We start from the raw sequence: 22,734 nt of genomic DNA, 5'->3' as shown, positions 1-22,734 counted from the left end.
ATATTGGCATAGGAAGGAATCTGTATGCTGCAACTGCGTGACGGGCAGGCCCCTGCCACCGCCATCCACCGCGCCGACTACCAGGCTCCTGCCTGGTGGATCGACACCGTGGACCTGACCTTCGATCTCGATCCGGCCAAGACCCGCGTGCTCAACAAGATGCGCGTGCGCCGCAACACCGAGGTGCCGGCGCAGCCGCTGCGCCTGGACGGCGATGAACTGAACCTTGCGCGCGTGCTGGTCAACGGCGGCGGCACCTCGTTCAAGATGGACGGCGACCAGCTCGTGCTGGAGAACCTGCCCGAGGGCGGCGACCCCGTCGATCTGGAAATTTTCACCACCTGCGCGCCCGCCAAGAACACCAAGCTCATGGGCCTGTATGTGAGCCAGGGCACGTTCTTCACCCAGTGCGAGGCCGAGGGTTTCCGCCGCATCACCTATTTCCTGGACCGTCCCGATGTGATGGCCATGTATACCGTGACGCTGCGCGCCGACAAGACCGCGTACCCGGTGCTGCTGTCCAACGGCAACCTGGTCGAGCAAGGCGCGCTGGAAGACGGCCGCCACTTCGCCAAGTGGGCCGATCCGCACAGAAAGCCCAGCTACCTGTTCGCCCTGGTGGCCGGCAATCTGGTTGCGCGCGAGCAAAAGATCAAGAGCCGCGCAGGCCGCGACCACCTGCTGCAGGTCTTCGTGCGCCCCGGCGATCTGGAGAAGACCGAGCACGCCATGAACTCCCTCATGGCCAGCGTGGCCTGGGACGAGGCCCGCTTCGGCCTGTCCCTGGACCTGGACCGCTTCATGATCGTCGCCACCAGCGACTTCAACATGGGCGCCATGGAGAACAAGGGCCTGAACGTCTTCAATACCAAGTACGTCCTGGCCAGCCAGTCCACGGCTACCGACACCGACTACGCCAACATCGAGTCCGTCGTCGGCCACGAGTACTTCCACAACTGGACCGGCAACCGCGTCACCTGCCGCGACTGGTTCCAGCTGTCGCTCAAGGAAGGCCTGACCGTCTTCCGCGACCAGGAATTCAGCATGGACATGGCGGGCAGCCCCTCGGCGCGCGCCGTCAAGCGCATCGAGGACGTGCGCGTGCTGCGCACCGCCCAGTTCCCCGAAGATGCGGGCCCCATGGCCCACCCGGTGCGGCCCGACAGCTACATCGAGATCAACAACTTCTACACCGTCACCATCTACGAAAAGGGTGCCGAGGTCGTGCGCATGCAGCACAACCTGGTGGGCCGCGAAGGCTTTGCCAAGGGCATGAAGCTGTACTTCGAGCGCCATGACGGCCACGCCGTCACCTGCGACGACTTCGCCCAGGCCATGGCCGACGCCAACCCCGGCAGCGAGCTGGCCCAGCGCCTGGACCAGTTCAAGCGCTGGTACAGCCAGGCCGGCACGCCCCAGCTGCACGCCGAAGGCAGCTACGACGCCGCCGCACGCACCTACACGCTGACCCTGAGCCAAAGCTGCGCGCCCACGCCGGGCCAGGCAGAGAAGCTGCCCTTCGTCATCCCCGTGCAGATGGGCCTGCTGGGCCAGGACGGCCGCGCGCTGACCCTGCGCCTGCAGGGCGAGGACCAGGCGGCAGCGGGCGACAGCCGCCTGCTTGTGCTGTCCGAGCCCAGCCACAGCTTCGTCTTCACCGACGTGGACCAGGAGCCCGTGCCCTCGCTGCTGCGTGGCTTCAGCGCCCCCGTGGTGCTGCAGCACAGCGACAGCGATGCCGCCTTGCTGACCCTGCTGGCCCATGACAGCGACGCCTTCAACCGCTGGGAAGCCGGCCAGCGCCTGGGCCTGCGCATCGCGCTGCAGGCCATTGGCGACACCTCCATCACGGCAGATGCCAGCGGCCAGATCACGGCCGCCCTGCTGCCGGCCTCCTTCATCGAGGCCATGCGCGGCGTGCTGCGCCATCCCCAGCTGGATGCGGCCTTCAAGGAGCTGATGCTGGCCCTGCCCGGCGAAAGCTACATCGCCGAGCAACTGGCCGTGGTCGATCCGCAGCGCGTGCACGCCGTGCGTGAAGCCATGCGCCAGCAACTGGCGACCGAGCTGCAGGCCGACTGGCAGCAGGCATGGCAAGAGCACAGCGACACCGGCGCCTACCGCCCCGACCCCGTCAGCTCCGGCCGCCGTGCGCTGGCAGGCCTGGCCCTGTCCATGCTGTGCCTGGCCGCACGCGCCTCGGGCGACAGCGTCTGGCCCGGCAAGGCGCTGCAGCGCTTCAAGGACGCCGGCAACATGACCGACCGCATGAGCGCCCTGACGGCACTGGTGCAAAGCGGCCACCCGCTGGCCGCCCAGGCCCTGGCGCGCTTTCACAAGCTGTTCCAGCACGATGCGCTGGTCCTGGACAAGTGGTTCGCGCTGCAAGGCGGCGCCTGCGACCGTGGCGGCAACGTGCTGCCGGCCGTCAAGCAGCTGATGAAGCACCCCGACTTCCAGATCAAGAACCCCAACCGCGCGCGCAGCCTGATCTTCAGCTACTGCAGCGCCAACCCCGGCGCCTTCCACCGCGCCGACGCGGCGGGCTATGTGTTCTGGAGCGAGCGCGTCATCGAGCTGGACGCCATCAACCCCCAGGTCGCTGCCCGCCTGGCGCGCGCCCTGGACCGCTGGAGCAAGCTGGCCGAGCCCTACCGCACGGCCGCACGCGAGGCCGTCGCCCGCGTGGCGGCCCGCGCTGAACTCAGCAACGACGTGCGTGAAGTCGTTACCCGCGCCCTCGCGGATTGACCCAAGGCGCGGCCCAGGCCGCGCCTCCCGGATTTTTAGGAGTTGAACCCATGAAGAAAAACGTCAGCCTGACCCGCTACCTGGTCGAGCAGCAACGCGTGGACGGCCTCATCCCCGGCCAGCTGCGCCTGCTGCTGGAAGTCGTGGCCCGCGCCTGCAAGCGCATCAGCCAATCCGTCAACAAGGGCGCCATCGGCGACGTGCTGGGCACGGCCGGCAGCGAGAACGTGCAGGGCGAAGTCCAGAAGAAGCTGGACATCATCGCCAACGAGGTGCTGATCGAGGCCAACGAATGGGGCGGCCACCTGGCAGCCATGGCCTCCGAGGAAATGGAAGGCATCTACCTGGTGCCCAACCGCTACCCGCACGGCGAATACCTGCTGATGTTCGATCCGCTGGACGGCTCGTCCAACATCGACGTCAACGTCTCCATCGGCACCATCTTCAGCGTGCTCAAGAAGCCCGAAGGCCACCCCGGCGTGACCGAGCAGGACTTCATGCAGCCCGGCACCCAGCAGGTCGCGGCCGGCTACTGCATCTACGGCCCGCAGACCACCCTGGTGCTGACCGTGGGCGACGGCGTGTCCATGTTCACGCTGGACCGCGAGCAAGGCTCCTTCGTGCTGGTGCAGGAAAACATCCGCATCCCCGAAGACACCAAGGAATTCGCCATCAACATGTCCAACATGCGCCACTGGGACACCCCCGTCAAGCGCTACGTGGACGAATGCCTGGCCGGCGTGGAAGGCCCGCGCGGCAAGGACTTCAACATGCGCTGGATCGCCTCCATGGTGGCCGACGTGCACCGCATCATGACCCGCGGCGGCATCTTCATGTACCCCTGGGACCGCCGCGAGCCCAACAAGCCCGGCAAGCTGCGCCTGATGTACGAAGCCAACCCCATGTCCTGGCTCATAGAGCAGGCCGGCGGCGCCGCCACCAACGGCAAGCAGCGCATCCTCGACATCCAGCCCACGCAGCTGCACGAACGTGTGAGCGTCATCCTCGGCTCGAAGAACGAAGTCGAAAAAGTGACGCAGTACCATTCCGAGGCATGAATTTGCCGTTATAATTTTTGTCTGTCGCCGGTGTAGCTCAGTTGGTAGAGCAGCTCATTCGTAATGAGAAGGTCGAGGGTTCGATTCCTTTCTCCGGCACCAAAAACATAGCATCCATGCGGGTTCCGCAAGGATTCTGAGGGGAAATTGGGGAAACTCAATTTCCCTTTTTGTTTTGCAGCATGCCAAAGCATGCCTGAGCCTCGGCAGCTCAAGCCCCCTGTTCAGCCGATGGCGCTTGCAGCTGGCTCGCCCGCAGCGGCGCTTCTTCCTCAGGCCTCTCCGTACCCTCACCAGCACACCAAGTGCCTTCAACTTGCTCGGATTTCAGATCCGACCAAGACAGTTCGGGCTGCGCTCCCCCTACCCGCCGAACTGCGAATGCAGGCTCACTAGCCGCTGCGCCAGCGCCTCAGCGTCGTGGCGCATGGCATAGAGCGACGTGGTGCCGATGGAGACATGGCCGTACCAGATGTGGAATCCCTCTAGTCGCAGCAAGTTGCCAACGGAGCAACCATCTCGGATTGCACCGGAGAGAGTTGCCGCCTGGAACTCGAAGAGCTCGACATTTCCATGCAAGATCCGGTCCGTATAGCAACCGGAAACCTGCATATCTATGTGCAGCGTGTAGATCATGGCTTGACGGCCTTGCATAAGCTCCTGATACCGGACGCGGAGTGATCTTTATCTTCCCACTCAGTCTTTTAACAAAAAATATGCGCAGCAAATCTTGACGAGATGCGGTCCGGCAATTTCAATAGAAATCCGCTACGGTGTGATGAGTTTTGCAGCAACGACAGAAATCGCAACTCCAAAGGAAAAAGCTAAGATATTAAAAGATTCTGCTATTTTTTTCTTCATAACAATACAGTATGTCCAGAATACAATCATGAAAAATGAGAAGCAAATTAATTGTATTGCAATGAATAGCAGAATCTCATAAATATTTAATTCCATGCTCTCACCATTTTCAACAAGATTATCAAGCCTAACTTATTGCTGATTTCCACATGAGAAAAACTTGATAAATTACCACACGATTGGATAGCAAACACCAAATTAACCGCCGGCCTTTAATGCGCGCAACTGCTCAAGAGGCAACAGAGCTTCTTCGTCTGGGTTTTCTGCCCCGCTCATCAACGCACCCATCATGGGCAACTTAATCAATGAATCTGCTTGGGACGGAGTGCAATGCAGCCAAGCATCCCAGTCTTGGCGCTCCAGAACTATCACACACCTCTTTTCTCTGCCAGGCCTATGCATGAGAGAAAGAATTGGGTGCGCGCTGGCATCTTGTGTGATCACCGTATAGTTCGGCACCTTTTCTCCGCTCACCGGATCGATCCATTCACTATACAGCCCCGCCAACATTGCAGGCTTTCCATCGGAACGTCGGAACATCCAGTTAATACTGCGACCAGATAACCCAGAGTAATTCTCGATCCAGCTGCTCACTGGGATAAGACACCTTCGACCCGCATGCCAAGACGGGCCAAAGACGTAATCATTGCTCAACGTTTCTCTGAACGCTTTTTCCGTTGACATAGGGGAACCATCCAAATTTAAAGGACGCCTGCTTAGCGACGTCGTTGGAATCAACCCCCATTGCCCAACTTCTAAGCATTCACATGCTTTAATATATGGACCGCATGCCAATGGAACTATATATACACCCCACCCCTTTTTAGGGGCAGGTCCTTGCAGCGGATAGAGTTCGTCAATATCAGAAATATCGGGAGAGCTATATCTATTACCCATGCCGAGAGCCTCTTGAATAGCTATACAGGACTTCACAGAGCGGAATTCGCAAGCTTACGAAACAAGCATCCGCTTGGAAACAAACCCATCCTGTTTTGCTTAAGCAAAATGCTCAGTTTTGCGTTATCGATAGGCAATTCTCATCATGCCCTACAGCTATCGAAAAGTAACATCTCATGCCAAAAATTAACATTTTTTTATAAAGTCATCCTGCGTTGCAAATCCAAACTCGGCACTGCAAGAGCAGTCACCCAAAACTGACCTGCAATTAACACAAAAATCCATGTTGCATCCATTTCTCACAACAACTACAGGGAATTTAGATGTAGGTATTAACCCTTAAAAATCATGTACCGAGACGCTTTTTCGTTAATCGTTGCTGGATTGTTTGAACCTGCTCTCGGCCTCTTACATACCGCTAGCTAGTAGTGGGCAAAGGCTAAGTGCCCCCAAAATCCTCTTGACAAACTTTCACAAAAACCCTTATTGATAATAAGAATGATTTCCATCACGCTCCCCGTCTTTATAAATTCCATCTATGGACGATCAACATGCGTTTTGGAATACCGACACTAAAAGAATTGGCCTTTCTGGTGATTTTTTCTTGGGTCACGAGCAGCCAGGCGGCGACATTTTCAACCTTCATCGACGACCAAGCCGGTTTCCTGTCTGCCATTGGTTCAGGGACATTCTCCACCCACGAAGATTTCAGCACCTCTGTAAACCTGAAGCCCATAGGAAGCGCAGGAAATCCGGATATTTGGAATGGCTTCACTGTAGAAGCCTACGGCCCCAATACAAGCACTGCTTGGTCTCCTTCAAAATATTGTCATGCATTAAATTCCGGATCAGGGACATCAAATTATTCGGAGGAGTGTCTATTTTGGAACCCCCTCGCACCAGCAGTTCCAGGAATATTTGCCGCATTGAACACGGAGAATGGCATCTCCTTTAAACTAGCCAACTCAGCAACTGCTGCTTTCAGCTTCGATTTCGTCGATTGGAACGATTTATTTGAGAGATCTAATCTTCAAATTTTTGCAAGCGATGGAACGAGCGCAATAGTTTCTGATGCCACAAACGCTTTTGATGCCCCACCTCAGAAATTCGGAGTGACTTTGTCTCCTTCTGATATTGCGGCCGGTCTTTTCATAAAAGAGATTCGCTGGGTGGGCCTTGATTCAACGGGTGAAGTTGTCGGCTTCTACAACTTCCAGACTTATACCAATCCAAAAATTCAGAACAATCTGCCGATAGCCAATCCGGACAAATACTCTATACCTAACTCGCCCACCATACTAAATATTTTGGCGAACGATACCGACGCAGATTCGGATACTTTGCAAATCATCAGCATTAATGGAAATCCAATTACTCGTGGTACTCCATCAAACATTTTGATAACAGGCGGAAGCATCGGAGTATCGGCAGTAGGAGAAATCACCTTTTCCCCCTCTGGCAATACTACAGATCCTATCTCATTTCAGTATGAGATTTCTGATGGCCGAGGCGGAACAGCGACTGGCAATGTCACCCTTACAAACATAACTCCTCCTAAACCGACAATCACTGCAGTACCAACCATTGGTGAACTTGGATTAGTCGCTTTATCTTCGATGATCGCCTTTTTGTCGTTGTTACTCCGCAGCAAAGCCAAATAAATCAAGAGAACCGCTGCTAATCAGATTCTTTGAAGTTGTCAGATAATTTACTGCACTTACTTCTGCTTTGAGACTAGACGCGTCATCAGGGGTCGCACGCAGGCTGTAAGCTCGGCCAGCAGCCGCACCTCGTAGCCCTCGCGGCGGTCGATCTCGACCAGGGCGGCTCGACTGTCGCAGGCCGACGCGTTGCTGAAACCAGGTGTTGCGCTACATCGAGTCGGAGGGTTTGCCAAAGGAGTTTGGCGACTGGGGAATTCAGCTGACCGAAAGCGCCGGGGCTTGGCATCTGACAGAGGTTGACATCAGAGGGTCAAGTCCGCCCGTTCCGTTCTTCACAAGGCATGAAGCTGAGCTAGCTATGGTCCTTCTGCGCCGGCAGACGATTGAACCCTTTGTCAGCGGGGCACTCGACGGAGCTGGCTAGACGAGAGACCGCTCCTGGCCATGAGCGGTCCACTACCGCACGTGCAGCAGGAACAAACGCCGGTCAGCGCCAGTTACTGCGCCGCCAGAACAGCGACTGGTCCCCGCGATGCGGGGTGATGTGGTCAACAACCGTGGCCGCCTCGACCCTGCTCTGCACCTGGCACATGAGGCACAGCGGATGCTCGCGCAGGAACTGCTCGCCCGCCTTCTGCCACTTGTAGCCGTAGCCCCGCTGCGCGGCCGTCTGGTCGCTGGTGCGCCAGCTGCCGGCCTGCATCGTCTGCACGCGACGGTTGTCCAGCACGGGCAGCGTACTCTTCAATGTCTGGAGCTTGGACATAAGGATGCCGCCTGCCTATGGCCGCCAGTTAAGATGCATCTTTAAATCTACTGGGATAAATTTTTGAACAATGAACGTATGGATGTGCTCGCCGGTGAACTGAGCGCGCTGGCCACTGTCGTGGTGCGGCTGATTGAGACCATCACACCTGAGCAAGCAGCCCACGCTCATGAGGCGCTTCTGATTGACCGAGACGCCATCCGCATCGGAACTTCTACCGGTGGCCCAGAGTTGGAGCTCGCGACAACCGAACGCGCTCTTGACAACTACCTTTCCCTGCTCATCGACGTAGCAGAGAGCTGAGCGATTCGGCGGCGAGTGCCGTTGCACACTCGCAAGCCTCGCATCCCCCATGCCATCCATGCTTTGCATGGATGCGTCTGATGGCGGCGGAAACAACAAAGCCACCCGAAAGTGGCGCAAACCACTGAGCGAACATGTGTACTCCCCCGGTCTGGGATGAGTCACTTAACGTTCTCTATAGACTGGTCCGATGACCGAGCCATTCGACCACGCCGATACAAACGCCATCCGGCTGCGGCTACGCAGCTACGAGGAGCGTTGCACGCTACTGTTGCACGCAATCGGCGACAACAAAACGGTCACCGCACGGGTCGAGCAGATCAGGGACCAATACATCGCGCTCAAAAGGGATCTCAAGGCCGATGCCGCTGCCACGCGTCGCGCCGGGAAGGACCCAGCTTGCGCAGTTGCTGCATTTTTTTCCCCTGCAGTCAATGAGGCAGCTCTGCACCTGAAGCCAACCTCCGGCTCTCATCCGATAGCGGGAAATTGGTTGTCTGCGGTGTATGACGCGCGGATTGATATCTGCCACTACCTCGCCCAGCTTGACCGCAACTGACCAGGCAACTTCAGCGGGGTCACTGCAAAAAAAGCCTACCAAGGCAAGCCAGGGTAGGTAACTGCTGGACTAAGCCAGCAGGGGAGGGATACGAAGCGTATCAAGAAGAATTTATGGCAGGTAGGACGCCTTCAGGCCTCACGCGCTACTGTCGCCATACCCGCTGCCTCTCCAGCTCCAGCGCCTATCAAGCCTCCAAGGGCGCCGCCAACAAAAATGCCTGCAGGGCCAGCAGCTACGGCACCGACTCCCGCACCCATCACTGCGCCAAGCATCATGAAGCCGGCCACCATGGTTGATTTTGATTCCCGGGATGACTCCTCTTTGGTCATCCGAATCTGTGCGGAGGGATCAGGATCTTGCGAGGGCACACCATGCCCCTGAACGGCCTGCTCAACAAGATCCGGGTCAACGGGCCGTCCCAGCAGGTACTTAAGCGAAATCGATGAAGTCATGGCACTCTCCCCAGAGATGAGGAAGATAGAAGCACCTCGCCTCACCTTCGTTGTACTCCCTGCTGCTCACTCGCACCTGTGGTCCACTCAGCCGGCGCGGCGTAAGGGAAGGCGCTCTCCCGCCTTCGCAACATTCATTCGCTCTGTACCCAGAAAAACAAAGCCCGCAGGCATTGCCAGCGGGCTAGTGATCTTTAGGGACGTGTGATGTTTCCCCCCATCGCTTCAATGTCTTGCCAGACTCACCGCCTGGGCTGCAACCACCTTCAGGCCCTTCATCAGCTTCAGCGCGGCGATGGTGCCGCAGCGGGCGCGGTCCACATGCTCGCCAATGTGCTCGGAGATCAGCATGCCCTCGGCTTCGTGCGGCACTTCACGGGTGCCAAAGTCCTTACAGGTCTCGCAGATCGCCATCTTGCCCAGCTTGACGCCGCCACAGCCTGGGCACTTGCGGTCGCACAACCACAGCAGCACGTCGGTCAGCTTGGCGCGGGCATTCTTCATGCCCTGCGCCAGCACCCAGGGCATGAAGCCGGCGTGCGTGTCCACCAGGCGGCTGTACTGCGGCAGGCTGCACAGGATCTGCATGCGGCGCTTCATCTGTCACCGGCACTCGGCAACGCGGGCGCCAACCATGTCGAGTCGGCCGCGGCTCTTGCGAGGCAGCTGCTCGGCCACGTGCTGCAACTGCTCCTCGGTCAGGCGAGTGGCCTGACGACTGAAGCGACAACTACCTTGACAAACGCCGGGCACCAAACAAGAAGCCCCTGGTTCGCAAGAGCCAGGGGCTTTTTTCATGCTGCCGCGGGCACCCCCCCTGCCTCCTGCCGGTAGGAGCGCTGCCAGCCCTCTATCGCGCAACGGCTCGCAGGCATGGCCGGCCCCTGCCAGGGCCTCGGATCGCAGCCGGGACCCGCCATTCGCTGCCCGCGCCGCCTGCAGCCCGTTCGGGCGACATACACGCAGCGGTCCTGCTTCCAACCTCCATCACACGTGACCTGCCGGCGCCGGACGGAAAAAGGGCTGCGGGCCCATGCACGCGCAGGAACGCTCGGCAGCCGATATGGACTTGATGCCGGCGACGGAGCGTCCCATACAAATACCTATTTCCAGTGATATACCACTTTCCGTGCGTCTCCTATGATCGCGGCTTCCTCTCATTTCAGCGATATTCATTGGAGCAATTGGTATTAATGAAAATGAAAAACCATTTCAACCAGAATCTCACTTGCGAGAATAGTCGATAAACGTTTTCAGGAAAAGCTATTGAAAACACCTTCTTGAGACAAATAAATAGCCAACAACCGTCGCCAATGGCTATTGACACTCCCCACTCCCCTGACAGGACGCTACGACACGTATTTCCCAGGGGAGACGGATGCGTTCGCATTGCGAAGTAGCGAATGGCGCCGTCAGTAATTTTTCTTGAAATTTCTTAACAATTCGTAGATATTCGCCCTGTCCGATTGACCCGTCTTTCGTTTTCCCGCTTTCCCACCCAAGCCATGCCATTTTCCGGCCATACCCCACCGCCCGACGTACATGCACAACCGTTCTGCATTACAAGGCAAGACAGGGAAAATCTGCACGGACACAGGGCATGCGCCATATGGCTCACCGGTCTTTCCGGATCTGGCAAATCGACAATCGCGAATGCGCTGCAGGCCCGGCTGCATGCCGCCGGCAGACGCACCTATGTGCTTGATGGCGACAACATCCGCCAGGGCCTGAACCGCGATCTGGGCTTCTCCAACGAAGACCGTGCAGAGAACATCCGCAGGGTTTCAGAGGTCGCACGGCTGTTCGTGGATGCGGGAACCATCGTGATCGCCGCCTTCATCTCCCCTTTCCGGGCCGAGCGCGATGCTGCACGGGCCTTGTTCGACAAGGGCGACTTCTTCGAGATCTTCGTGGATGTTCCCCTGTCCGTCGCCGAGCAGCGCGACCCCAAGGGCCTGTACATGAAAGCGCGCCGCGGCGAGCTGCGCCAGTTCACCGGCATCGACTCTCCTTACGAGGCGCCCCCTGCTCCGGACCTGGCCTTGGCCACGCACCAGCTCAGCATCGCTGCCTGCGTCTCGCGCATACAGGCGCTGCTGCAGATGGAGCAGGCGGCCGAGCCAGGCCCGGCAGCATGTGGCGTGGTGCCGCTGGTGGACTCACCCCTGCCGCTGGCCAAGGCACTGCAATGAATGCCAGGGCCATCCCGTCTTGCACACCTGCCGACGCATGCGCCGGCGCACCCCTGTTTGCCCGGCTGGAGGCCGAGGTACGGCTGCAGGGGCTGCGGGACGAGGTCGATGCGCTGTTGTCCTCACACTGGTGTGACCATGTGAACCACCGCGGCTACGAAGGGGCATGGCGCGTGGTGCCGCTGCGCTGCCAGCGCCAGCATGTGACGGCCCACCCTCTTCTTCAGAGTTTCTCCATCGAGGCGCCTGACGAAGAATGGGACGATCTGCCCTCGCTGCAGCACAGCCCGGCGATGCGCGAGGTGCTGGACCAGTTGCAATGCCCGCTGCGCTCCGTGCGCCTGATGCAACTGAAGGCCGGCTCATCCATCAAGCCGCATCGCGACCATGGCTTGAGCCTGGAGCACGGCCAGGCGCGACTGCACGTGCCCGTCTACACACACCCCGATGTGCGGTTCATCGTGGAAGGCCTGGAGATCCCCATGGCCCCAGGAGAGCTCTGGTACTTCAACGCCGACGCCACGCATGAAGTGCTGAACCAGAGCACGCAGGACCGCACCCATCTGGTCATCGACTGCATTGCCAACGCCTGGCTGGCCGACCGCATCGGCAAGGGGCAGGCCCATGCATGAGCTGCAGGCAGCCTTTGCAGAACTGATTGCAAGCCCCCAGCAACAGGCCTTGCTCCAGCAGGCCAGGAGCGTGGAGTCGCTGCTCACCCAGTTGCGCCGGCTGTGGTGTCTTCCCGCCTGGAACGATGCCCAGCTCATGCAGGCGCTGGAGCAGGTGAACCAGGCGGCCGCCGTGCCGGCCGCCGCATTGGTGGCCGGCGGCTGGCTGCCCCACAGGTACGAGGCACGCACGCGCAGCATCCAGTGGTGCCTGCCGGACGGGCCCGCCACCGAACCCTTCCATGACGAATACATCGGCCGCTGCCTCCAGCGCCAGCCGCTGAACCAGTTTCTGCGACCGCGCACGCCGCTGGCCACCCTGGCACGGTTGGGCACAGACCTGGGACCGAAAGGCCCGGTGCGCCGGCCCGCTGGTTTCATCTTCCATCTCTCGCGCTGTGGCTCTACCCTGGTCTCGGGCTGCCTGTCGGAACTGGACAGCACGATGGTGCTGTCGGAGCCGCCGGTGCTCACCGAGCTTCTGCTGGACCCCACGCTCCGCGCCGAGGAAAAGCGCCAGGCCATCAGCGGCCTGCTGGCCGTGATCGGCACCGCCGTACCCGGTCGCCAGGACCTGGTCATCAAGTGGAATGCCTGGGACCTCCTGCAATGGGAGCTGCTGCGCGACCTGTACCCGCAGGTCCCCTGCCTGCTGCTGGTGCGCGATCCCGTCGAGATCCTGGCCTCCCACCACCGGCAATGCGGCCGGCACATGTCGGGCGATCCGTCGCTGGCGCGGCTGGCCCCGGTCTTTGATCTCCAGTCGGACCGGCAGCCGTTCGTCTCCGTGCTGGACCACCGCATCCGGGTGCTGCAGGCATTGATGCAGCGCATGCGCGAGCTGCACGACGGGCATGGCCTGCCCGTGCTGGACTACGGCCGTCTCGGACCCGAGACCCTGGAACGGATCGCCCACGGCTTCGGGCTCGCCAGCAGCAACGCCGCCCTTGCCCGCATGGCGGCGCGCCTGCGCCAGCATGCGAAGGCGCTGGACCAGCGGTTCGTACCCGACGGCTGTAGCAAGGCGGCCGTGTTCGACGCCCGTGACCGTCATCTCATCGAAAGCCGGCTGGCCGAGCCCTATGCGCACCTGCTGCGACGGGCCGGCTCCTTCGATAGCCTGGAGGTCCTGCATGCTACTTGAAGCATTGCGCCCGCGGGGCCTGAGCGCACGGCCCGCGCAACCCGAGGACCAGGGCCTGCTGCGGGATCTGTTCCTTTGCGCACGCCCGCATCTCCAATCGCTGCCGCTGCCGCAGGCCGCGCTGGCGGCACTGATAGACCAGCAATACGGCTTCCAGCAGGCAGGCCACCAGCGCCGTTTTCCCCACGCCAGCCACCTCGTCGTCCAGGCCGGCGACACACCCATTGGCGCCTTGACACTGCATGACAGCGCGGCAGACCTGCACATCGTGGACATCGTGCTGGCACTGGCCGCGCGCGGCCAGGGACATGGCACGGCGCTGCTGCGCTGGGTACAAGGCAGTGCCGCCGTGCTGGGCCGCCGGGTGACGCTCAGTGTCGATGCCACCAACCTGGCTGCGCAGCGGCTCTACCTGCGCCTGGGCTTCTCCACCTTGAGTGCGGATGCCATCCAGTTCGACATGCAATGGCAGGCACCGCAGCAGGCCGGCCATGCGCGCACCCCACCCTCCATGACCTCCCCAGAAAGGCAACACACCCCATGACGACACCGTATCTCGGAGAAATCCGCCTGTTCGCCTGGAACAGGATTCCCAAGGGCTGGATGGCTTGCTCAGGGCAGACCCTGGGCATCACCCAGAACCAGGCCCTCTTCAGCCTGCTGGGCGTCACGTACGGTGGCGATGGCGTCACCACCTTCAAGTTGCCAGACCTGCGTGGCCGGGTCTCCATGCACTGGTCCAGCACCGACAGTCCCGCCGTTGCGCTGGGCACAAGCGCAGGCAGCGAACACGTCACCCTGACGGTCTCCAACCTGCCCGGGCACACCCACATGCTGGCAGCCAGCACGGGCGGCGGCGACTCGGCCACCTTCACAGACAACTACATGGCCACGGCCATGGTCACTTCAACGCCACCGGCGGCCACGAATTTCTACGCACCGCCCGGCAATCTGGTGGCCCTGGATCCGGGCTCGGTCTCGCCCACCGGCGGCAACCTGCCCCACGAGAACTGCCAACCCTCCCTGGTGCTTAACCCCTGCATCGCGGTACAGGGCGTCTACCCCTCGCGCAACTGAAGGCCATACAAGAGAGCAAGACCATGGACAACTTTGTCGGTGAAATACGTCTTTTCGGGGGCAATTTCGCACCCGCAGGCTGGGCGCTGTGCAATGGCGCCATCCTGAGCATCAGTCAATACGACACCTTGTTCGCGCTGATTGGCACCACCTACGGGGGCGACGGCCAGAACACCTTCGCCCTGCCCGACCTGCGTGCCCGCATACCCGTGGGCCAGGGACAGGGCCCGGGCCTGACCAACCGGGTGATGGGCGAGCAATTCGGCGTCGCGGAGGTGACGCTGCTCCAGAACAATATGCCCGCCCATACCCACGACCTGCGTGCCAGCACCTCGGCCGCCACGGCCTCGCAGCCGGCGCCGGACCTGGTTCCTGCGCAAAACGGCACCGACAATTTCTATCTGCCCAAGCCCGGCAGCGGCGCCCTCCCCCAGAGCATGAAGCCGAACAGCGTGACCCTGTCCGGCTCCTCCCTGCCGCACAGCAACATCATGCGCAGCACGGCAGTCAACTACATCATCGCGCTCTACGGCGTTTTCCCAAGCAGCAACTGAAGGCCAGGCACATGGACTACTACCTCGGAGAAATCCGCCAATTCGCCTTTTACTTTGCCCCGCGTGGCTGGGCACTGTGCAACGGCCAACTGATGCCCATCCAGCGGTATTCGGCGCTGTTCGCCCTGCTGGGCACCTACTATGGCGGCGATGGCAAGACTACCTTTGGCCTGCCCAACCTGCAGGGCGGCGTGCCCTTGGGGATGGATCCCAACGCCAACTGGCCCATAGGTACCCAAGCGGGATCGGACTCCGTGACGCTGATACAGGGCGAAATGCCCACGCACAACCATGCGGTGATCGGCCTGAACAATGCGGGAACCAAGGCATCCCCGGAAACCGGCTGCTATCTGGGCTTCGACGCGCGCGGCGGCTCCGGCGTGGTCCGCTACATGCAGGCCAATGTGGCGGCCCCTTCAACCACCCTGGCGCCCACCGCACTGGGTCCCAGCGGCGGCTCCACGGCCCACGAAAACCGGCAACCGTTTCTCGCGCTGAGCTACTGCATCGCGATCTCGGACGGGATTTTCCCGCCACGCAATTGAGTACGGCCGGCGCCATGCCCCGCACACTGCACTTCATCTCCGGCCTGCCGCGCTCGGGCTCCACTCTGCTCGCGGGCATCCTGCGTCAGAACCCCCGCATGCATGCCGCGATGAGCAGTCCCGTGGCGGGGCTGCTCAACAGTGTCCTGGAGCAGATGGGCGCCGGCAGCGAGTCCTACCCCTTCTTCAACGAGGCCCGGCGCAAGACCATGTGCCGGGCCTTGATCGACGCCTACTACGCCGACATCCCGCAGCCGGTGATCTTCGACACCAACCGCCAGTGGACGGCACGCCTGCACCAGCTGGCCGAACTGGTGGAGGGTTTCAAGGTGGTCTGCTGCGTGCGCAATCCCGCCTGGGTCATGGACAGCTTCGAGCTCATACATCGCAAGAACCCCTTCGACTACAGCCGCATGTTCAACGCCGCCAGCCGGCAGACGGTGTATTCGCGCTGCGAGACCATGATGTCCGCGGCCGGCGCGGTGGGTGGCGCCTGGACGGCGCTCAAGGAAGCCTACTACGGCCCCTTGTCCGAGCGCCTGCTGCTGGTGGACTATGACCTGCTCACGCAGCATCCCGGGCGCACGCTGGAACTCATTTACCGCTTCCTCGGCGAACCCGCCTTCGCACACGATTTCGACAATGTCGAGTACTCCGAGAACGAGTTCGACCTGAACCTTGGCGTCAAGGGCCTGCACGACGTCCAAAGGAAAGTGGCTTTCAAGGCACGCCGCAGCATTCTTCCTCCCGACCTGTTCGCCAAGTACCAGGACATGGATTTCTGGCAGGACCAGGCGGGAACCGAGGCAGGCATCATCGCCCCGCGCAGGGCAGACACCCAGAAACGACCCATACCGGAGGAGACCCCATGAACCGTGCCCTGCTCAGCGGCCTTTCCTCGCTGCTGTTTCCCTTTGCCGCCCATGCGGCGGCCACACCGGCCGGCGGATACCTGATGCGTGGCGGCTACCAGCCGGGGCGCCATGCGCGCCTGCAGCTCGATGCCTCCAGCCGCGCCTTCGACAGGCCCCACCATGCAAAGCCCCATCGCCCCCCGGCGGCCACGGATGCGGCAGGCCTGGACATCGTTCATCCTGCGGCCATCTCCGAACTGGTGGTGATCGACGGGGCGGTGGCCGACAAGGCCACCCTGTACCGTGGGCTCAGGCCCGGCGTGGCGGCCGTGGAGATCGATCCATCGCGGCCCGGCCTCCCTCAGCTGGCCGCCGCCCTGAGCAACTACCGCGACCTGGCCGCGGTCCATGTGGTCTCGCACGCCTGGGATGGCGAACTGCAGCTGGGCAGCAGCCGTGTCACCTCCGACAGCGTCCTGCAGCAGCCGTCGGCGCTGGCCGCGTTGCGCCAGGCAGTGCGCGCAGGCGGCGACCTGCTGTTCTACGGCTGCGATCTGGCGGCCGGCGACAAGGGGGCTGCCCTGCTGGACATCGTCCATCGGCAGACGGGGCTCGATGTCGCTGCCTCCAGCAATCCGACCGGCAGCCCGGCCCTGGGAGCGGACTGGACCCTGGAGATCCAGCGCGGCCACATCGACACCCCGGTGGCTTTCTCGGACAAGGCCAGGGCGGACTTCTCCGAGGTGCTGGTCGCAGCCGATGGAACCCGGAATTTCGCAGGATGGTCGGGAGCACTGTCGCCACAACTGAGTACCACCGACTTCCGCCTGACCGCCAGGAACGGCAACGGATCCACTCCCAACGTCGGAATCTATGCAGGAGGGATCTCCTACATGCTGACCAATGCGGCAAACGACAACAGCGGCCACTACCTGTATGTCAAAGCCGATGGAACCAATACCACCGGGTTTGAGTTGACGGGACTGAACGCCGGTGAGTACACCCTGGGCGAGTTCACCAATCTGCGCGTCGTCGGCATGGTCCGCGGCGGAGGAACGATCCAGTCGGGCACCGTCAACTCGGTCGGCGGCAGCGGGGAGGCGTTCGCGTTCGGCCCTGCGCAACTGGCGGCCTTCGCCGGGGTGAAGCTGCAGGGCTTCAAGCTGTACTTTGACTGCGAAGGTTCCTGCGCTGCCAATGAGACGGCCTATCTGGAGTTCAGAAACTTCACCATCGCCAACGCCATCGACACCCCCCTGGCGCCCACGGTGACCGATGCACGCATCTCGATCTCGGGCGCATCCGGCACCGGTGGTGCCTACAAGATCAATGACACCGTCACCGCCAGCTGGAACAACAGCGCCGGCGGCGACAACAACAGCGGCATCACCGGCGTCACGGTGGACTTCAGCCAGTTCGGCGGGCCTTCGGCGGTCACGGCCACCAATTCCGGCGGCGTCTGGACAGCTGCCTATACCATCGTCGCCGGCTCAATCGACGCCACCAACCGCAACGTCAGCGTCACGGCCACCAATGCCGGCGGCAGCACGACCACGTCCGATACCACCAATGCCACGGTAGACACCATTGCCCCTGTCGTCACCCCTGGCAACATCGCCCTGTCGGGAGCGTCCGGCGTGGGCGGCGCCTTCAAGGCCGGTGACACCGTGATCGCCCAGTGGAACAACACTGCTGCGGGCGACAACAACACTGACACCATCAGTGCGGTGTCCATCAACCTGTCCGCCTTCAACGGCCCGGTGGCCATACCGGCCATCAACGCCGCCGGAATCTGGACAGCCACCCACCCGCTGCCGGCTGGGGTTGCAGGAAACAACCTCAATGCGAGCATCAGCGCCGTGGACAACGCCGGCAACATCACCACCACGGCAAGCACCGCCAACGCCACCGTGGACACCCTGATCCCCACCGTCAGCAGCATCGCCGTCAGCGGCTCGCCAGCCCCGGGGGACGCCAGCGTGGCGTTCACGGTGACATTCAACAAACCCGTCACCAACATCTCCACCGACGACTTCACCCTGGTCGGCACGGGCACGGCCTTCGGCGCCATATCCGGTGTCTCGGCCAGCACAGGCAACTCCGTCAACGTCAACGTTTCGGGCATCACGGGCACCGGCACCATCAAGATCAACCTGAACGGCAGCACCAACATCGCCGACAGCGTGGGCAACGGGCCGCCTGCGTCCTTCAACAGCGGCGGGACTCACACGGTCGCCGTTCCGGTGGCCCCTGGTGCTCCCACGGGTGCCACGGCCACGGCCGGCAATGCCCAGGCCTCCATCACATTCGCTGCCCCGGCAAGCAACGGCGGCTCGGCCATCTCCACCTATACCGCCGTGGCCAGCGGGGGCGGAGGCCAGACCGGATCCTGCCCAGGGCCGGCGGCCTGCACCATCACCGTGCCCGGCCTGACCAATGGCATCAGCTACAGCTTCAACGTCTCGGCCACCAACTCGGCAGGACTGACCGGCCCTGCGGCCACGTCCAACAACGTTACTCCCCAGGGCACGCAGACCATCAGCTTTGCCCCTGCGGCCAGCTACAACTTCGGCACCACACCCACGCTGACAGCCACCTCCAGCGCAGGCGCCAGCTATCCGGTGAGCTTCACATCGTCCACCACGGGCGTGTGCACCATCACGCCAACGGGCTCGCTGACCTTCGTGACGGCTGGCAGCTGCTCCATCAACGCGGACCAGGCCGGCGACGCGGCCACCAGCGCCGCACCCCAGGTCTCGCAGAGTTTCACCGTCAACGCCGTCGCACCGGGAGCGCCCACCATCGGCACGGCAACAGCCGGCAATGCCCAGGCCACCGTGAGCTTCACCGCACCCGCCTCCACCGGGGGAGCCGCCGTCACCTACACCGCCACATCCAGCCCGGGCAGCTTCACGGCGACGGGCAGCAGCCCGATCACCGTGCCCGGCCTGATCAATGGCACGGCCTACACCTTCTCGGTGACGGCCGCCAACTCTGCCGGGCCAGGCGCTCCCTCGGCTGCATCCAACGCCGTGACGCCCAGGGCCTCGCAGACCATCAGCTTCACGCCCGCTGCCAGCTACAACTTCGGCACCACACCCACGCTGACAGCCACCTCCAGCGCAGGCGCCAGCTATCCGGTGAGCTTCACATCGTCCACCACGGGCGTGTGCACCATCACGTCAACAGGTACGCTGACCTTCGTGACCGCCGGCAGCTGCACCATCAACGCCAACCAGGCCGGCGATGCGGCCACCAGCGCCGCACCCCAGGTCTCGCAGACCTTCAACGTCAACGCCGTCGCACCGGGAGCGCCCACCATCGGCACGGCAACAGCCGGCAATGCCCAGGCCACCGTGAGCTTCACCGCACCCGCCTCCACCGGGGGAGCCGCCGTCACCTACACCGCCACATCCAGCCCGGGCAGCTTCACGGCGACAGGCAGCAGCCCGATCACCGTGCCCGGCCTGATCAATGGCACGGCCTACACCTTCTCGGTGACGGCCGCCAACTCTGCCGGGCCAGGCTCTCCCTCGGCTGCATCCAACGCCGTGACGCCCAGGGCCTCGCAGACCATCAGCTTCACGCCCGCTGCCAGCTACAACTTCGGCACCACACCCACGCTGACGGCCACCTCCAGCGCAGGCGCCAGCTATCCGGTGAGCTTCACATCGTCCACCACGGGCGTGTGCACCATCACGCCAACGGGCTCGCTGACCTTCGTGACCGCAGGCACCTGCACCATTGCAGCCGACCAGGCCGGCGATGCCGCCACCAGCGCCGCACCCCAGGTCACGCAGAGCTTTGCCGTGAACGCCATCGCGCCTGATATCCCCGTCATCGGCACCGTCACTGCCGCAGACGCCCAGGCCACGGTGAACTTCACGGCCTCCGTGGGCAGCGGCGGTGCGCCCATTTCCGGCTACACCGTGACCGCCACACCAGTGGCGGTACCCGGTGCCCCCTCCGTGACAACGCAGACGGGCACCACATCGCCCATCGTCGTGACGGGTCTGACAAATGGATTTGTCTACAACTTCACCGTCAAGGCCACCAATGGCGCACAGACCAGCGCGGACTCCGCAGCGGTACAAGCCACGCCGCGCAAGCTGGAGCTGGTGGGCGCGCCAGGCAGCGTGCCCGGCATGGCCGGCACGCCGACAGCGACGCTGTCCGGCGGCGGTGCCACCTGCACGCTGCAGGCCACCGGCGGCTTCGGCCCTGCAGCGTCCACACCGCCAGGCCTGCAGGCGCCCAACGGCCAATTCGCCTTCACGGCCGAGCAGTGCACGGGCGCCGTGACGATGACCCTGGTCTACCCCAGCCCGCTGCCCGTGGGCGTGCAGTTCCGCAAGCCCGACGGAGCAGGAGGCTGGTTCGACCCCACAAATGCAGCCACCTCGCTGAACGTGGTCCTGAACGCTGCCCGCACCACGGTCAGCTACACCATCACCGACAACGGTCTGGGCGATACCAACCCGGCCACGGGCACCGTCAGCGATCCGTTCGTTCCCGTGGTGGCTGCTGTGGCACCCGGCGGCGCGCAGGCCATTCCCTCGCTGGGTGGATGGGCGCTCGCAATGCTGTCCGGGCTGCTGGGAGGCCTGGCCCTGCGCAGCAGGAAGGTGTTCACGGCACGGCGCTGACGCGCAAGCTGCCCTGGCTGTTTGGCAGCTTGGCAGGCCCTGGTTCGCAAGAGCCAGGGCCTTTTGCATGAAGGGCCCAGGCCGCCTTCGGTGCAGGTGCGGCGACGGCCGTTCGCAGAGCCCGTATCGCCTGGGACTGCGGCAAGCCGCCAACCCTGTGAGCCACGCCTGCTGCACAAGGCTTTTCTTAACCGCGCCCAGCGCATTCGGCCCGCCACACCGCCAGGGCCGACAGCGCAGCGCTGGCTCCCGCCAGCAGGATGGACGGCGTGTAGCCGCCCCAGATATCGAACAGCCAGCCCCCCAGGCTGCCCCCGGCCATGGCCGAGATACCGACCGCCACATACAGCGCACCCAAAATGGCGCCCAGGTTCCGCGTGCCGAACCAGGTGGCGGCCACGGCGGGATACAGCGCGATGCACCCGCCGTTGGCTGCGCCGAACACCAGCGCGAAACCGGCCAGGGCCATGAAGCCCCGCGCCATGGACCACAGCCCGCACAGCACAGCCAGGGACACGGTGAGCAGCAGCAGAAAGCGCAGCGCCCCCATCCTGTCGCCCAGCCGGCCCAGCGCGAGGCGCCCCAGCACATTGCCCACGCCGATCAGCCCGATCAGCCCATTGGCCTGCGCGGCAGACAACCCCTGCTGGCGTGCCAGCGGGTTGATGTGGATCAGCGCCAGGAACAGGCCGATGGAGCCCAGAAAGATGGCCGCGAAATACCACCAGAAACGGGCCTGCCGCGCCGCCTGGGCCAGGTCCATGCCGGGAGCGGACTGCCCGGCGGCAGGGACAGCCGAAGGCGGCACGCCATCGGGATGCAGCCCCAGCTCCTCAGGCCTGCCGCGCAGGACGGCCGCCGCAGCCAGGCCGGCCAGTGCGATGGCTGCGGCATAGACCTGCATGGTCAGCTGCCAGGACAGATGCTCCATGAGTGCACCCGCCACCACGGGGCCGAGCAGCGTGCCCAGCCCGGTGCCCGCCAGCGCGATGCCGGAGGCTGAACTGCGCCGCAGCACGAACCAGCGCGCAATGGTGGAGACGGCGGGTACATACACCAGGCCCACGCCCAGGCCGACCAGAATGCAGAAGGCGCCCAGGAACAGCACCAGCGATGAGGACAGCAGGCTGCTGGCCACAAAGCCCAGCGCCAGCAGCACGATGCCGGCCGAGGTGACGGTGCGTACCGAGGTCCTGTCGCTCCAGGCCCCCGAGAACACGCCCACGCCGTAGTAGATCAGGGCCGTCAGGGAAAAGATGGAGGCCGTGGAAAAGCTGCTGGCACCGAACTGGGCCTGGATGCTGGCGAAAAACGCCCCGAACGAATAGGCCGCGCCAAAGATCAGCGCCAGCAGCACATGCACGGCGCCCACGATGTACCAGCCCCGGAAAAGCCTGCCTCGCCTCATTTGCATCTCCTTGGTATGGGATGACTCTAGTTGTCTATACATGTTTAGACATTAGGTATCAACCCCATGAATACAGAGCAAAGAACGGAATTGCAATGACGGCGCACCTGCAAGGCCGGCAGCATTCCATCGCCGGTGTATGGGAGACAAGGCGCAGTTGTTCAGAGGGACGGCCGCAAGGGTGCATGGGTTGGGGCGAGGCGGGTCACCAAACCGTCGCCTGTGGCAATCCATGCCTCGTTGCGCCCAGCCGCTGCGCATCTATGATCGCCACGAAGAATCGTTTTCTTCCTGCATCCGTTCACGGGCTGCACTCTCTCCATTCGCAG

The 22,734-nt window shown here is 62.5% G+C and carries 20 protein-coding genes and 1 tRNA gene; 15 read left to right on the top strand and 6 right to left on the bottom strand.

Features of this window, described 5'->3' with window-relative positions:
• The first annotated feature begins 24 nt into the window (after positions 1 to 24).
• The 3 genes from pepN (at position 25) to IAE24_RS23780 (ending at position 3,911) form a co-directional block, all read left to right on the top strand.
• On the top strand, positions 25 to 2,751 hold the full coding sequence (gene pepN, locus IAE24_RS23790; RefSeq protein WP_180317331.1) for an aminopeptidase N: 2,727 nt from the start codon (positions 25 to 27) through the stop codon (positions 2,749 to 2,751).
• A gap of 50 nt (positions 2,752 to 2,801) precedes the next feature.
• Complete coding sequence (locus tag IAE24_RS23785; protein ID WP_013802818.1) at positions 2,802 to 3,809, top strand: class 1 fructose-bisphosphatase; 1,008 nt, start codon at positions 2,802 to 2,804, stop codon at positions 3,807 to 3,809.
• Between the two features lie 26 nt (positions 3,810 to 3,835).
• Positions 3,836 to 3,911, top strand: a tRNA-Thr gene (locus IAE24_RS23780).
• A 261-nt stretch (positions 3,912 to 4,172) separates the two neighbouring features.
• Here IAE24_RS23780 and IAE24_RS23775 read toward each other — a convergent pair.
• Both IAE24_RS23775 and IAE24_RS23770 read right to left on the bottom strand, forming a co-directional pair.
• Positions 4,173 to 4,445, bottom strand: coding sequence for a hypothetical protein (locus tag IAE24_RS23775; protein ID WP_199961999.1), 273 nt, complete (start codon positions 4,443 to 4,445; stop codon positions 4,173 to 4,175).
• A gap of 423 nt (positions 4,446 to 4,868) precedes the next feature.
• Positions 4,869 to 5,567 (bottom strand): SOS response-associated peptidase family protein, encoded by a 699-nt coding sequence (locus tag IAE24_RS23770; protein ID WP_099733937.1) that lies wholly within the window; start codon positions 5,565 to 5,567, stop codon positions 4,869 to 4,871.
• 551 nt (positions 5,568 to 6,118) lie between these two features.
• Between IAE24_RS23770 and IAE24_RS23765 the strand changes: the two genes are divergently transcribed.
• Positions 6,119 to 7,228: an Ig-like domain-containing protein gene (locus tag IAE24_RS23765; RefSeq protein WP_199961998.1), complete on the top strand. Its 1,110-nt coding sequence runs from the start codon at positions 6,119 to 6,121 to the stop codon at positions 7,226 to 7,228.
• Between the two features lie 490 nt (positions 7,229 to 7,718).
• On the opposite strand, the gene IAE24_RS23760 is transcribed toward IAE24_RS23765, so the two are convergent.
• A complete protein-coding gene (locus IAE24_RS23760) occupies positions 7,719 to 7,997 on the bottom strand; it encodes a hypothetical protein (RefSeq protein WP_043823138.1) in 279 nt (92 codons plus the stop codon).
• 78 nt (positions 7,998 to 8,075) lie between these two features.
• Here IAE24_RS23760 and IAE24_RS23755 point away from each other — a divergent pair, with 78 nt between their 5' ends.
• Both IAE24_RS23755 and IAE24_RS23750 read left to right on the top strand, forming a co-directional pair.
• Positions 8,076 to 8,300 (top strand): hypothetical protein, encoded by a 225-nt coding sequence (locus IAE24_RS23755; protein ID WP_013802825.1) that lies wholly within the window; start codon positions 8,076 to 8,078, stop codon positions 8,298 to 8,300.
• Positions 8,301 to 8,490: 190 nt separating this feature from the next.
• A complete protein-coding gene (locus tag IAE24_RS23750; protein ID WP_043823136.1) occupies positions 8,491 to 8,859 on the top strand; it encodes a hypothetical protein in 369 nt (122 codons plus the stop codon).
• Positions 8,860 to 8,990: 131 nt separating this feature from the next.
• On the opposite strand, the gene IAE24_RS23745 is transcribed toward IAE24_RS23750, so the two are convergent.
• Together IAE24_RS23745 and IAE24_RS23740 are read right to left on the bottom strand one after the other, a co-directional pair.
• Positions 8,991 to 9,314 (bottom strand): bacteriocin, encoded by a 324-nt coding sequence (locus tag IAE24_RS23745; protein WP_199961997.1) that lies wholly within the window; start codon positions 9,312 to 9,314, stop codon positions 8,991 to 8,993.
• A 225-nt stretch (positions 9,315 to 9,539) separates the two neighbouring features.
• On the bottom strand, positions 9,540 to 9,902 hold the full coding sequence (locus tag IAE24_RS23740; RefSeq protein WP_233626367.1) for a hypothetical protein: 363 nt from the start codon (positions 9,900 to 9,902) through the stop codon (positions 9,540 to 9,542).
• Between the two features lie 917 nt (positions 9,903 to 10,819).
• On the opposite strand from IAE24_RS23740, the gene cysC reads away from it, so the two are divergent.
• From cysC to IAE24_RS23695, 9 genes are read left to right on the top strand one after another with little or no spacing between them, the layout of a single operon-like run.
• Positions 10,820 to 11,506, top strand: a complete 687-nt coding sequence (cysC, locus tag IAE24_RS23735) for an adenylyl-sulfate kinase (protein ID WP_043823134.1) — start codon at positions 10,820 to 10,822, stop codon at positions 11,504 to 11,506.
• Positions 11,503 to 12,138: an aspartyl/asparaginyl beta-hydroxylase domain-containing protein gene (locus IAE24_RS23730; protein ID WP_199961996.1), complete on the top strand. Its 636-nt coding sequence runs from the start codon at positions 11,503 to 11,505 to the stop codon at positions 12,136 to 12,138. The genes cysC and IAE24_RS23730 overlap by 4 nt, the downstream gene beginning before the upstream one ends.
• Positions 12,131 to 13,321, top strand: a complete 1,191-nt coding sequence (locus IAE24_RS23725) for a sulfotransferase family protein (RefSeq protein ID WP_199961994.1) — start codon at positions 12,131 to 12,133, stop codon at positions 13,319 to 13,321. Before IAE24_RS23730 ends, IAE24_RS23725 begins: the two co-directional genes overlap by 8 nt.
• Complete coding sequence (locus IAE24_RS23720) at positions 13,311 to 13,865, top strand: GNAT family N-acetyltransferase (RefSeq protein WP_063326398.1); 555 nt, start codon at positions 13,311 to 13,313, stop codon at positions 13,863 to 13,865. Before IAE24_RS23725 ends, IAE24_RS23720 begins: the two co-directional genes overlap by 11 nt.
• A complete protein-coding gene (locus IAE24_RS23715) occupies positions 13,862 to 14,398 on the top strand; it encodes a phage tail protein (RefSeq protein WP_065347761.1) in 537 nt (178 codons plus the stop codon). The genes IAE24_RS23720 and IAE24_RS23715 overlap by 4 nt, the downstream gene beginning before the upstream one ends.
• A gap of 23 nt (positions 14,399 to 14,421) precedes the next feature.
• Positions 14,422 to 14,952, top strand: a complete 531-nt coding sequence (locus IAE24_RS23710) for a phage tail protein (protein WP_199961993.1) — start codon at positions 14,422 to 14,424, stop codon at positions 14,950 to 14,952.
• A gap of 11 nt (positions 14,953 to 14,963) precedes the next feature.
• The gene (locus IAE24_RS23705; RefSeq protein ID WP_199961991.1) at positions 14,964 to 15,497 is read left to right on the top strand and encodes a phage tail protein; all 534 of its coding nucleotides are present in this window, start codon (positions 14,964 to 14,966) and stop codon (positions 15,495 to 15,497) included.
• Positions 15,498 to 15,511: 14 nt separating this feature from the next.
• A complete protein-coding gene (locus IAE24_RS23700) occupies positions 15,512 to 16,369 on the top strand; it encodes a sulfotransferase family protein (protein ID WP_043823120.1) in 858 nt (285 codons plus the stop codon).
• On the top strand, positions 16,366 to 20,997 hold the full coding sequence (locus tag IAE24_RS23695; protein ID WP_199961990.1) for a DUF4347 domain-containing protein: 4,632 nt from the start codon (positions 16,366 to 16,368) through the stop codon (positions 20,995 to 20,997). Before IAE24_RS23700 ends, IAE24_RS23695 begins: the two co-directional genes overlap by 4 nt.
• 187 nt (positions 20,998 to 21,184) lie before the next feature.
• On the opposite strand, the gene IAE24_RS23690 is transcribed toward IAE24_RS23695, so the two are convergent.
• Complete coding sequence (locus IAE24_RS23690; RefSeq protein WP_199961989.1) at positions 21,185 to 22,405, bottom strand: MFS transporter; 1,221 nt, start codon at positions 22,403 to 22,405, stop codon at positions 21,185 to 21,187.
• Positions 22,406 to 22,734: the final 329 nt, after the last annotated feature.

Origin of the sequence: Delftia sp. S65, assembly GCF_016516495.1 — a bacterium.
In the GTDB taxonomy this organism is placed as follows: Bacteria; Pseudomonadota; Gammaproteobacteria; order Burkholderiales; family Burkholderiaceae_C; genus Comamonas; species Comamonas acidovorans.
Note: the sequence above shows the minus strand (reverse complement) of the source record. Positions and strands in the feature narration are given on the sequence as shown.